Consider the following 12,316-nt stretch of genomic DNA (forward strand, 5'->3'; position numbering starts at 1 on the left):
CAGGCCCGGTTGCGGTTAAGCAGAGATCGCTTCGGCATCAAAGCGTTCGCGGCAGCGGGTGGCGTCATATTCATAAATCCACTCGGCACGAATCCCTACCGCATTGGGGTTTTTCGCCTGTTCCTGTTGGTAGGCCAGATCGCGCTGCCGCAGCTCTTCGGGGGAAGAAAGGTGATAGGTGCGGCCGCGTTCACGGGCCTGCAGCTGCACCTGAGACGTGCGCGGACGCCGCTCGGCCTCATAGGCGGCCAGCGCGGTGCTGAGATCGCCCTTGTAGTGCGCCAGGGCCTGCGCCAGTACGTAGCCATCCTCGATGGCCATCGCCGCTCCCTGGGAGAGAAAAGGCAGCATCGGATGCGCGGCATCGCCCAACAGCGTGGCGTGATTCACGGACCACTGCGCCATCGGATCATGGTCAAACAGCCCCCATTTAAAGGTCTGGGCAGGATCGGTGCGTTCAAACAGCTGAATCAGGTTTGGATGCCAGCCCTGGTAGGCATCAAGTAACTCTGCGGTGGAACTGGCTTCCGTCCATGACTCTTTGACCCACTCCGCCGCTTCCGCCACCGCCACGATATTCACCGCCTTGCCTCCTTTGACGTAGTAAGTCACCACATGCGCGGAGGGGCCCATCCAGAAAGAGGCCCAGGGACCGACAAACGGCAGCGGATGCTCTTCAACCGGCACCAGCGCACGCCAGCACATATGGCCGGTGAACTGCGGCTTTTCATTGCCCCATAGCGCGTTACGCACCACCGAATGGATACCGTCTGCCCCGACAATCAGGTCGGCTTCATAAGTGCTGCCATCGGCAAAGTACGCCGTTGCCGACCCGGCGTTTTGCTGTAAATCCGTGCACTGCGCATTGAAGGTCACCTTTTCCGTCGGAATATCCGCCACTAACATGGTGTGCAGATCGGCGCGGTGGACATGGTAGAACTCGGCACCATAAAGATCGGGACAGGTGGATTTCAGCGGCGTACGGAAGAGTTCATGCGCGCTTTCCCAGTTAAGCCCTACCATCGCCTCCGGCAGAAAACCTACCTGCTGCAAGCTCTCCGCCAGCCCCAGCGCTTTCAGCACCTTTACCGCATTCGGCGTCATCTGCACTCCGGCTCCCACTTCGCCAAATGCCGCCGCCCGCTCAAACAGGTGAAAATCGATGCCCTGCTGTTGCAGGCTGCGCGCCAAGGCCACGCCGCCAATTCCTCCACCAATAATGCCAACACGTAATTTCTGGCTCATCATCTTCCATCCTATTAAATAAGCAGTTAATTAATTAAGACCCTTTTTTGTCAGGCTGACGCCTTACCCGCCCAGATAGGCGTTGAGTAACTCTTTATCCGCCAGCAGCGTGGCTGAATCGGCATGGGCCACAATACGCCCGGTTTCCAGCACATAAGCCCGGGAGGCGATGGAAAGCGCGTTATACACGTTCTGCTCTACAATCAGCGCCGTCACGCCATGCTGGTTGATTTCGCGTATCACATCAAACACCTCATCAGCCATTTTTGGCGACAGGCCAAGGCTCGGCTCGTCCAGCAGCAGCAGTTTCGGCTCCGACATCAGCGCGCGGGCAATCGCCAGCATCTGCTGTTCGCCGCCGCTCAGGGTGCCCGCCAGTTGCTTGCGTCTTTCACGCAGACGCGGAAAACGATGAAACGCCATGCCGACCCGCTCCTCTACCTCTTTGCCTGAGCGGCAGAGGTAAGCGCCCATCATCAGATTTTCATGCACGCTCATGGTGGGCCAGACATGCCGCTCTTCGGGACAATGCGCGATACCGGCGGCGACAATGCGTTCGCTCGCCCAGCCGCCAATGGCCTTTTCCTGCCAGTGAATGCTGCCGCTTTTCGGCTTCAGCAAGCCGGAAATCGCCCGCAACGTGGTGCTTTTCCCCGCCCCGTTCGCACCGATAAGCGCAATAATTTCGCCGCGCTGGATGGTCATATCGATACCGTGCAGCGCCGTGGCGTTACCGTAAGCCGCCTGCATCCCGCTGATTTTTAACAGGCTTGTCTCGTTCATCGTCATGCGCTCGCCTTCCCCAGATAAGCTTCGATCACCTGCGGATGGCGCTGCACCTCGGCAGGCGTCCCCTCAGTTAACTTCTGTCCAAAGTTCATCACCACCAGCCGGTGACAGATCTCCATCATCAGATGCATGTTGTGTTCAACAATGACGATCGAAGCCACCTGCGCGCCCAGCAGACGCTGTAAGATATGACCAAACAGACGCGCCTCCTGACTGTTGAGACCCGCCGCCGGTTCATCCAGCATCAACAAACGCGGTTTGGCCGCCACCGCCACGGCCACCTCCAGCAGACGTAGCTCGCCGCAGGAGAGCACGCTGGCGGGGGTATTCATGCGTTGCCCCAGCCCCATAAGCTCAAGAATGCTGGCGGCGCTCGCACGTACCTCCTGTTCGGTGCGACGCACATGCGCGCGCGGAAAGAAAGTGTCCATCAGCGACTGTCTGGCCGCCAGATAGTGCCCCGCCAGCACATTTTCAAAGGCGGTTAATGACTTCAGTACGTTGGTTTTTTGAAAGCTGCGCACCAGCCCGTGCCGGGCGATCACATGAGGCGCATTGCCGGTAATCGTTTTGTCGGCAAACAGCACCCTGCCACTGTCGGGCTTGTAAAAGCCGGTAATCAGGTTAAAACAGGTGGTCTTGCCCGCACCGTTCGGGCCAATCAGCCCCACCAGCTCACCGGCGTGAACATCAAAGCTGATATCCTGTACCGCTTTCAGCCCGCCAAAGGTTTTGCACAGCCCCTGCACCGACAGTAAAGGTTGGGAAGAAGTGGTCATATGGTTTTCTCCTGCTGCACCGGCGTTGCGGGGATAGCTGCCGCGCGGCGATGTTGTTCCCGGCGCTGCGTCAGGAAGCCCATCAGCCCTTTGGGCAGGAACAGCACCACCGCCATCACAATCAGGCCGAAGATGGACATGCGCAGCTCCTGCATTTCGCGCAGATACTCACTGAGCAGCGTGACCACCAGTGCGCCAATCACCGGCCCCACCAGGGTACTTTTCCCGCCCAGCAGCACCATAATGATCATTGTCACCATAAAGCTGAACTGGAAGACGTCGACGCCGACAAAGGTGATGTAGTGGGCATATAAACCGCCCGCCAGACCGGCCAGAAAGGCGCCCAACACAAAGGCTTTCAGCGCATAAGCGAAGGGCCAGATGCCAACCGACTGTGCCACATAGCGGTTTTCCCGTACGGTGACGGCCGCACGTCCCTGGCTGGAATAAACAAAACGGTAGATCAGATAGAGCGCGATGGCGGCCATCAGCAGCGCCAGATAGTAATAGCTGCGCTTAATGTCCAGTGCCGACAGACTCGCCATCACCGCGGGCTGCGCGATACCGGCGATGCCCATCGGGCCATTGGTCACTTCTATCCAGTTATTCGCCACAATACGCAGCGCTTCCGCAAAGGCCAGGGTGATAATCACAAAATAGGGACCGCGCAGACGCAGCGTAATTGCGCCAATCAGGGCCCCGGAGAGCGCGGCGACCAGTCCTGCCGCAGGCAGCGTCAGCCACAGCGGCCAGTGAAAGTGAGTCGCCAGCAACGCTGATGAATAAGCCCCCAGCCCCAGAAAAGCGGTATGACCAAGGGAGAACTCGCCGATATACCCCAGGGTCAGGTTCAGGCTGCTGGCGAGGATGACGTAAAACAGCACCATCACGCCGATGTGCAGCAGGTATTGATCGCGCACCAGTAACGGAAAGAGTGCGGCCAACAGCCCCAGCAGCAACAGCGTGTTACGTTCAAATTTCATGTTATGCCCTCTCTGCGCGCGCTGAAAACAGACCATAGGGTCTGAAGATCAGCATCAGGATCACTATCAGGAAGCCAATGATGTCCACCATGCCGCTGGAGATATAGCCGCCCCACATCGCCTCGGCGATGCCCAGCAGCAGCCCGCCGATGATCGCTCCGGCAAAACTGCCCATCCCGCCAAGGATCACCACCACAAAGGCTTTCAGACTTACCAGCCCGCCGACAGAAACCTGCGTCGAGTAAATCGCCCCCAGCAGCATACCGGCGCTGGCGGCCAGCACAGTACCCATGGCAAAAGTGCTGGCATAGATATGCGAAATTTTGATGCCAACCAGCTGTGCCGCCATGGGATCCTGGAAAGTGGCGCGCATCGCCCGCCCGGTGCGGGTCTTTTTGATAATCAGATGGGCGCCCAGGATCAACAGGGCGCAGACCGCTACCGCAAACAGCCGCATTTCGGTCAGCACCACCGGCCCGATAAACACTGGTGCGTCCGGCACCGGCCCGGTGATTTTTTGTGGCGTGGTGCCCGCCAGCAGCAGCGCGGTATTGGTCAGGAAAATGGAGAGCCCGATGGTCAACAGAATCCCCGGCTCCTCAGACTGACCGCGTACCCGCTCGATCAACAAGCGATCCACCAGCCAGCCAAACGCTGCCATCGTGGCGGCGACCACCAGCAGACCGGTGAAAAAGTTGAGTCCGAGCGTGTGCGTGACAAACCAGCCCAGCATGCCCCCCATCATATAAAACTCGCCATGCGCGAAGTTAACCACGCGCATCAGGCCAAATATCAGCGTCAGCCCCAGTGCCGATAAGGCATAAAAGGTGCCGCTCACCAGGCCATTCGCGAGGAATTGTAAAAAGAGATCCATGCTTACTCCTCCGGCTTCTCGACAGCGGTGCTGCTGACCACCTCAGGCACCTTATTGCGGATCTGCACCAGAGCGGCATCAAAGCCCCAGGCCTGACCTTTCGCGTTAAAGCGATAGTGGCCGTTCGGCGCCTGATAATCGGTCTCTTTCAGGCCGGCGATAATCTTCGCGGCGTCGCTGCTGCCTGCGCGCTGTACCGCATCCAGCATAATATGAGTGGCGTTATAGCCCGCCGCGCCATACTTGCTCGGCATCTGCTGATATTTCGCCTGATAAGCCTTCACAAATTGCTGGTTGCTTTCACCCGGCAGGGTATAGACATAGGGCACGGCCGCGTAGATTCCTTCGGAAGCCTCACCCACCAGATTAATAAAATCGGTAGTGGCCCATGAGCCAACACCAAACACATTGATATTGATGCCAAACTCTTTTAACTGTTTCACCAGAATAGAGCCGTCCTGGGTTTCGGCGGCGATAAAGACGCCATCCGCTTTGGCATTGCGCAGCTTCGCCATCAGCGTGTAGAAATCGGTGGCGCCGTGGTCGAAATACTCGGTCATGGCGCTCTGCACACCGTGCGCTTCCAGGTCGCGGGAAAACTCTTTAATGCTGCCCCGCCCCCAGTCATCATTCACACCAATATACGCCACACGCTTGAGCTGCAGCTTTTCCGCCAGGATTTTGGCGAAGGCTTTGGCCAGCAGTGCATCGGTTTCCGCAGAGCGGAAGAAGTAGGGATTATTTTTTTCGGTCAGATCGGCCTGCGAGGAGACACCGGTCAGGAACGGGATTTTGTACTGCTGCGCCAGCGGCATCACGGCGGCCGTGGCGGAGCTGCAGAAGGCGCCCATCAGCGCCACCACTTTATCTTTCTGGATTAACTTTTCTGCCGCATTAACCGAGTTGGCGGGGCTGCACTGTCCGTCTTCAATAATCAGCTGCGCCGGTGTGACGCCCGCGCGCTGGTTATACTCCTCCAGCGCCAGCCTGGCGCCTTTGACATACTCGGTACCGTTGTACGCCACGGAGCCGGTAAGGGGTTCGATCACGCCCAGCCGGATGCCCTCCTGCGCGCATACAGACACAGAAAAGGAAACGGCCATCACAGCCAGGCCCAGCTTGGTAAGTTTTGATGCACGCATTGCGACGCTCCTGTGTTTATTTCCTTTTTACAAAGGATCATTACCGCTCAATTAATTAACCACTTATTTAATTAAAGGAGACGCGAAGATAAGACAACACAATCAATAAGCACTTTTCATGCCAATCTGGTTGAATAAAAAAACGCTTTGATTTAAAACGGGAAAAACAAGAATGCGCTGAATGGTAAATATTTTGTTAACACTGTGTGGGTGAATATGGTGCAAAAAGCAGCGGCATGCAATCACGGTTGTACTTATTTTGTGCACTGGATCGCAGCCATCCTGAAAATAGTGCAGCACGGATCAGCATGATAAAAGGGCAAAACCCAGGCTTCATCCATACGCATTCTGCCCGGAACAAGCGTAACGCGTGCTGTTTTATCGCGAACCATTACCGGTTGATGAACCGATAACACTCTGAGTACGCCTTGTTCCGGCAAACCTTTGCTTATAAATTGTCCGTGCGGCCTGGAAGAGACAAGAAGATGGAAAAGACCAACAGTAGTCAGATTGAATTTCTTAAGGCGTGCTTACGCCGTGAAGTGATGATGAGCGACAAACCCTTTTCATGGCTGCGCGTCATACATAAAGCGATAAAATGTCCGGAAAGACGATTTTATTTCTGGTGGCGTATCGCTGCTTACTTGTACCGTATGGACAGCCGTTTCCTGCAAAAACGCGCCCTGAGGATCAACAGAAGGCTCAGCCTGAAATATGGCACCGAAATTCAGCTCCCTGCCCAAATTGGGCCAGGCCTGGTTATCTCACATCATCAGAGCATTGTCATCAACGGCGCGGCCGTGATTGGCCACTCGTTTAAAATCCGGCAAAACACCACGATTGGCATCAGCGGTCACAATCCGGACAAAGCGCCAATAGCTATCGTTATCGGCGATAACGTTACTGTCGGCGCTCACTCCTGCATCATCGCCAACCAGATACGCATTGGTAATAATGTTACTATTGGCGCCATGTCTTTTATTAATAAAGATATTCCTGATAACTACATCGTTTATACCGAGAAAACTAATAAGCTGGTAATGCGAGATGCCTGACGCGGAGCTTGCCCGTATCCCTGACTATGACCCGCTTTTACAGCGTTCCCTGTCTTACACATATCCCATCATGCGCAGCAGCGACTGCGCCTGATTCATGGCGTCGGCGCGATGGGATACGCCCAGTTTCTGGTAGAGATTTCGAATATGGGTTTTGATAGTGGTGGCCGCTACCGCCAGCTCGCCGGCGATCTGGTCGTTGCTGTAGCCGGAGTAGATCAGCCCCAGCACCTGCCATTCACGCTGGGTCAGCGGACTGGTGCGGATCAGCTCCGGCACCTCAGGATGGTGCAGCAGGCGACTGACAAAACTTTCGTCAAAATGGGCAAACTTATGGCGATGGTGCTTGTTAATGTCGCGCAAAATGCGCTGGGCGCGATGGTTGTCGAGATCGGAAAGGGTGTTCAGCTGGATAAGCTGTCGCAGCTGCTGCGCCATCATCTCCCCTTCAATGACAAAATGGCTGATAAAGCCGGTACTGCGCGCCAGCTTCAGCGCCTCAATCAGAACCCGCTGCGCATCCGCCTTACGGTCGCTGTGCCAGTAAACCTGGTTCAGCAGCAGCTGATTACGATTCAGATCGCTCATCAGGCGCAGCGCACGCGCGTTATCGTTCAGCTCTTCCAGCACCACTTCGGCCTGATCTATCTCTCCCAGCAGAATCTGTGCGCGCGCGATATTGCGCCACTGCCCCTGTAAAAAATGGTTATTGGCGAAGGCCGGTTTAGGCGTCTGACGCAGCCAGGTGGTTGCGCTGGTATGGTCTCCGGTCATCTGCCAGTAGATTACGCGCACCTCATCCGCATTGGCGATCCAGTCGCTGTGCCAGCTGCCATTATTTAACAGGTTTTCCAGCCGGTTAAGATGACCGCGGGCATTGTCCAGATTACCACGCGCCAGGGAACACTGTACCAGCAGGGCGAGACACTGAATCTGCTGCTGGGGCTGATAGCGTGCCAGTACCTTAATGCCGTCGCGCGCTGCGGTTTCCGCCTCCTCCAGCCGTCCCCAGGCCCAGAGCAACTGAGCGCGGATGCGCAGTAGAAATTCATGCAGCGGAAACTGCGCCAGATGCTGTTCGTCCACCAGACAGAACGCCCGCTCCTGCGCTTCAAACGCCGACTGTAAAAAGCCCTGAGCAAACAGAATTTCACTTTGCTGAATCAGACTCCAGAGCGCGTAATGCCAGGCTTCATCCCGGCGCGCCATCTGCTCAGTCTGCTGCATCAGCCGCAGGGAATTAGTCAGATCACCCTTACAGTGCATCACTTCGCCATGTACTGAGGTAGCGACAATACGACTGTAAGAGCTGGCCAGCGGCAGTTCTTCCAGCGCCACTTTAGCCAGTCGCTCCGCCTCGTCGGTATCGCCGTCGTTAATCGCTACCTGCGCCCGCAAGGCATTAAACTCGCCCCGCAAGCCATTGCAGATCTCGCTACGGCTCTCCTGCTCGAAACGTGCCAGCAGGTTGTTGACCTCGGAATAGCGATGCTGGCTCTGCATCAGCCAGGCCTGCAGCAGCACCAGCCGAGGATTTTCCAGCAGGCAACTCCACGGCAGCGCCGTTAACGACGCTTCCAGCAGCGTCAGCTCGCTGCGATTGAACAGCGTCCAGCCATGATTCACCAGCACATCACGCAGCATAGCGGCATCGCCCGAGGCGAGCGCATGATGCATCGCTTCACCGGGATACCCCTGCGCCATCCAGCTCTCGGCGGCAGCACGATGAATAGCGGGCAGCTCGCCCGCCAGCTCCCACTGGCAACGCTGGCGCAGGAAGTTGCCGAACAGGGGATGATAACTGAACCAGCGCCCGGAATCGTCCATACGCTGCAGAAACAGCCCCTGACGTTCAATCTCTTCCAGCCGCAGCTGACCATTCTCTTCGCGCGTAACGCAGGCGATCAGCTCATCGTTCATCGAACGCAGCAGCGCGCTTTTCAGCAGGAAATGACGTGTCGGTACATCCACATTATCGAGCACCTCCTCCACCAGATAATCGGCGAGATGGCTGGCATTGATGCCGGAAAGACGCCGCGCCGAATGCTGCGCCGAGCCGCTGCCCTGACGGGCAGAAAGCGCAATCAGCTGCAGCGCCGTCACCCATCCGGCGACATCGTCACACAGACGGCTGCTCTCTTCGGATTCCAGCGGTGAGTCCAGACGGTGATCGAAGAACTGCTTCGCTTCCTGATGGGTGAACGCCAGCTGCTGGCTGCCGATTTCCAGCAGCTGTTCCCGTACCCGCAGATTGGCGATCCCCAGCTGCGGCAAATTGCGCGACAGCAGGATAAGGGTGAGATTTTCCGGCTGATGACGCAGAAAAAAGCGCATCGCCTCGTGGATCACCGGATTGTTGATCAGATGATAATCGTCAATAACCAGCCACAGCGGTTGCTGCCACTCGGCCAGTTCAATAAAGAGCTCGGAAAAGAGCGTGTTAAGACTGACGTACTGGCGCTTCTCCGCCAGCGTCTCACTGCGCGGACAGTGCCCGTCACTTGCCTGCTGCAGAGCGGTAATCAGGTATTCGGCAAAACGTTCCGGCTGATTATCCCCCTCATCCAGCGAGTACCAGCCCAGATCGCGCTTGCCTGCTGCCCATTGCGATATCAGCGTGGTTTTACCATAGCCTGCCGGGCTGGTGACCAGTACCAGCCGGTAGTTACCGGCGGCGGCCAGGCTTTTTAATAAACGATCACGTGCCACTGTGCTATCAAGACGAACGGGCCGACTGAGTTTGGACGGTATCAACATAGGCGCGCTCCATTCTTAACCATTAGCGCATTATTATTTTACGCTTCGTAATTAAATTTCACATAACTTCGGCTATCTGCACGCTTTATGCAAGTAAAGCCCCTGAGCAAACTTTACAAAGGTGCACATAATCACACTCCAGAACCACTTTCAGACAAGCCTCACAGCTTCTCCACCCTTTTCCTCCTCCTGGCGGAATTCCAGTGGGGAGGAGGAGGCGGCTTCCTGAGACAGGCAAACTGGCGCAAAACCCGTTTTTCTGCTGTTACAGGACACCCGATAACGATGGCCCAGTCTGCATTTGATCATGCCCATTTCATTCATGCCCTGACGCGTCAGTGGCAACGTTTTGGCCTGAAAGGCGCTACGGAAATGACCCGCTCTCAGTGGTGGCAAGCTATCAGTGGCGCGCTGAGCGATCTGCTGGCGGCACAGCCTGCTGTACCACCAGCCACGTCACTGCGTCACGTCAACTATCTCTCCATGGAGTTTCTGATTGGCCGTCTTACCGGCAATAACCTGCTGAACCTGGGCTGGTATGAGGCGGTGAATGCCGCTCTGGCGCCTTACCACATCGCGCTGAGCGACGTGCTGGAAGAAGAGGTTGATCCGGCGCTGGGTAATGGCGGGCTGGGTCGTCTGGCGGCCTGCTTCCTCGATTCCATGGCCACCGTCGGGCAGCCCGCGACAGGTTACGGTCTCAATTATCAGTACGGCCTGTTCCGCCAGAGCTTTGTCGATGGCGCGCAGCATGAAGCGCCAGACGACTGGCAGCGCGATCGCTACCCCTGGTTCAGCCATAATGCCGCCCTGAATGTCCAGGTCGGTTTTGGAGGCAAAGTGACCGGGGAGGCGGGTAACCTGCGCTGGCAGCCCGCGGTTCTGTTACTGGGCGAGGCCTGGGATCTGCCGGTGGTGGGCTATCAGAATGGCATCACGCAGCCGCTGCGCCTCTGGCAGGCGAAACATACACATCCGTTTGATCTGACGCGTTTTAATAACGGTGATTTTCTGAAGGCGGAGCAGCAGGGCATCGATGCGGAAAAGCTCACCAAAGTGCTCTACCCCAATGACAACCACCAGGCCGGGAAAAAGCTGCGCCTGATGCAGCAATACTTTCAGTGCGCCTGTGCAGTGGCTGATATTTTGCGGCGTCATCAACAGGCGGGACGTCCGCTGGCCGCCCTGCCCGACTATGAAGTGATCCAGCTCAATGATACCCATCCCGCCATCGCTATTCCGGAACTGCTGCGCGTGCTGCTGGATGAGCACCAGCTCAGCTGGGATGAGGCCTGGCATATCACCAGCCGCACCTTTGCATACACCAACCATACGCTGATGCCGGAGGCGCTGGAGCGCTGGGATGCGCGTCTGCTGCGCGGCCTGCTGCCACGCCATATGATGCTTATCAAGCAGATTGACGCCTGGCTGAAGAAACAGGTGGTCCGTCAGTGGCCCGGCGATGAAGCGAAGTGGGCAAAACTGGCAGTGGTGCACAATCAGCAGGTGCGCATGGCCAACCTCTGCGTGGTAGGAGGCTTTGCGGTCAATGGCGTGGCGGCCCTGCACTCACAGCTGGTGCAGACGGATCTCTTCCCGGAATATCGTCAGCTCTGGCCGCAGAAGTTTCATAACGTCACCAATGGCATCACGCCGCGCCGCTGGATTCATCAGTGCAACCCGGCACTGGCGGCGCTGATCGATAGCCAGCTGGACAAACCCTGGCTGAACGATCTCGATGCCCTGATCGACCTTGAGCGCTATGCGGATGAGGCACAGTTCCGTGCGGCATTTCAGGCGATCAAACAGCAGAACAAAGTCGCGCTGGCGCACTGGATCGCCGCGCGTACCGGCATCGCGATCGATCCCAGCGCCATGTTTGACGTGCAGATCAAACGCCTGCACGAATACAAGCGCCAGCATCTGACGCTGCTGCATATCATCGCCCTCTGGCAGCGGCTGGTCAGCGACCCGCAGGCCAGCCAGGTTCCGCGTGTGGTGCTGTTTGGCGCCAAAGCCGCACCGGGTTACTACCTGGCAAAAAACATCATTTACGCCATCAACAAGGTAGCGGAAACCATCAACCAGGATCCGCGCGTTGGCGATCGCCTGAAGGTGGTATTTGTGCCGGATTACAACGTCTCGGTAGCAGAAAAGCTGATCCCGGCAGCGGATCTCTCTGAGCAGACCTCAACGGCAGGCAAAGAGGCCTCCGGCACCGGCAATATGAAACTGGCGTTGAACGGAGCCTTAACTATTGGCACCCTGGATGGTGCCAACGTAGAAATCGCTGAACAGGTCGGCAGTGACAATATCTTTATTTTTGGCCATACGGTTGAGCAGGTGAATGCGCTGAAGGCGAAAGGTTATGCCCCACAGAAGTGGCGCAAGAAGAACAAGACGCTGGATCGTGCCTTACGCGCGCTGGAGGATGGCACCTTCAGCCAGGGTGACAAGCACGCCTTTGAAGCCTTGCTGCACAGTCTCGGCCCGGAAGGCGGCGATCCTTATCTGGTGCTGGCCGATTTTGCCTCCTATCTGGAGGCGCAGGCGCGCGTTGAAGCGCTATGGCAGGACCAGGAGGCCTGGACGCGGGCAGCGATTCTGAACACCGCGCGCTGCGGCATGTTCAGTTCCGATCGCGCCATTCGCGATTATCAGCAACGCATCTGGCAGGCATCGCGCTGAGGCT

Annotated in this window: 9 protein-coding genes; 2 read left to right on the forward strand and 7 right to left on the reverse strand. The window is 57.0% G+C overall.

Annotation, left to right across the window (positions count from 1 at the left end):
• Window positions 1-15 precede the first annotated feature (15 nt).
• From E0E17_RS04460 to E0E17_RS04485, 6 genes are read right to left on the reverse strand one after another with little or no spacing between them, the layout of a single operon-like run.
• Entirely contained in the window at window positions 16-1,248 is a 1,233-nt protein-coding gene (locus E0E17_RS04460; RefSeq protein WP_207302041.1) for an FAD-dependent monooxygenase, read from the reverse strand.
• 60 nt (window positions 1,249-1,308) lie between these two features.
• Window positions 1,309-2,034, reverse strand: a complete 726-nt coding sequence (locus tag E0E17_RS04465) for an ABC transporter ATP-binding protein (RefSeq protein WP_130831900.1) — start codon at window positions 2,032-2,034, stop codon at window positions 1,309-1,311.
• A complete protein-coding gene (locus E0E17_RS04470) occupies window positions 2,031-2,813 on the reverse strand; it encodes an ABC transporter ATP-binding protein (RefSeq protein WP_130831902.1) in 783 nt (260 codons plus the stop codon). Before E0E17_RS04470 ends, E0E17_RS04465 begins: the two co-directional genes overlap by 4 nt.
• A complete protein-coding gene (locus tag E0E17_RS04475) occupies window positions 2,810-3,796 on the reverse strand; it encodes a branched-chain amino acid ABC transporter permease (RefSeq protein ID WP_130831904.1) in 987 nt (328 codons plus the stop codon). Before E0E17_RS04475 ends, E0E17_RS04470 begins: the two co-directional genes overlap by 4 nt.
• Window position 3,797: 1 nt before the next feature.
• Complete coding sequence (locus E0E17_RS04480; RefSeq protein WP_130831906.1) at window positions 3,798-4,670, reverse strand: branched-chain amino acid ABC transporter permease; 873 nt, start codon at window positions 4,668-4,670, stop codon at window positions 3,798-3,800.
• A gap of 2 nt (window positions 4,671-4,672) precedes the next feature.
• The gene (locus E0E17_RS04485) at window positions 4,673-5,812 is read right to left on the reverse strand and encodes an ABC transporter substrate-binding protein (RefSeq protein WP_130831908.1); all 1,140 of its coding nucleotides are present in this window, start codon (window positions 5,810-5,812) and stop codon (window positions 4,673-4,675) included.
• A 485-nt stretch (window positions 5,813-6,297) separates the two neighbouring features.
• Between E0E17_RS04485 and E0E17_RS04490 the strand changes: the two genes are divergently transcribed.
• Window positions 6,298-6,867 (forward strand): serine acetyltransferase, encoded by a 570-nt coding sequence (locus E0E17_RS04490; protein ID WP_130831911.1) that lies wholly within the window; start codon window positions 6,298-6,300, stop codon window positions 6,865-6,867.
• A gap of 54 nt (window positions 6,868-6,921) precedes the next feature.
• Here E0E17_RS04490 and malT read toward each other — a convergent pair whose 3' ends face one another.
• A complete protein-coding gene (malT, locus tag E0E17_RS04495) occupies window positions 6,922-9,624 on the reverse strand; it encodes an HTH-type transcriptional regulator MalT (protein WP_130831913.1) in 2,703 nt (900 codons plus the stop codon).
• Window positions 9,625-9,909: 285 nt separating this feature from the next.
• Here malT and malP point away from each other — a divergent pair, with 285 nt between their 5' ends.
• On the forward strand, window positions 9,910-12,312 hold the full coding sequence (malP, locus tag E0E17_RS04500) for a maltodextrin phosphorylase (protein ID WP_130831915.1): 2,403 nt from the start codon (window positions 9,910-9,912) through the stop codon (window positions 12,310-12,312).
• Window positions 12,313-12,316: the final 4 nt, after the last annotated feature.

Origin of the sequence: [Erwinia] mediterraneensis (assembly GCF_900604315.1) — a bacterium.
In the GTDB taxonomy this organism is placed as follows: domain Bacteria; phylum Pseudomonadota; class Gammaproteobacteria; order Enterobacterales; family Enterobacteriaceae; genus Pantoea; species Pantoea mediterraneensis_A.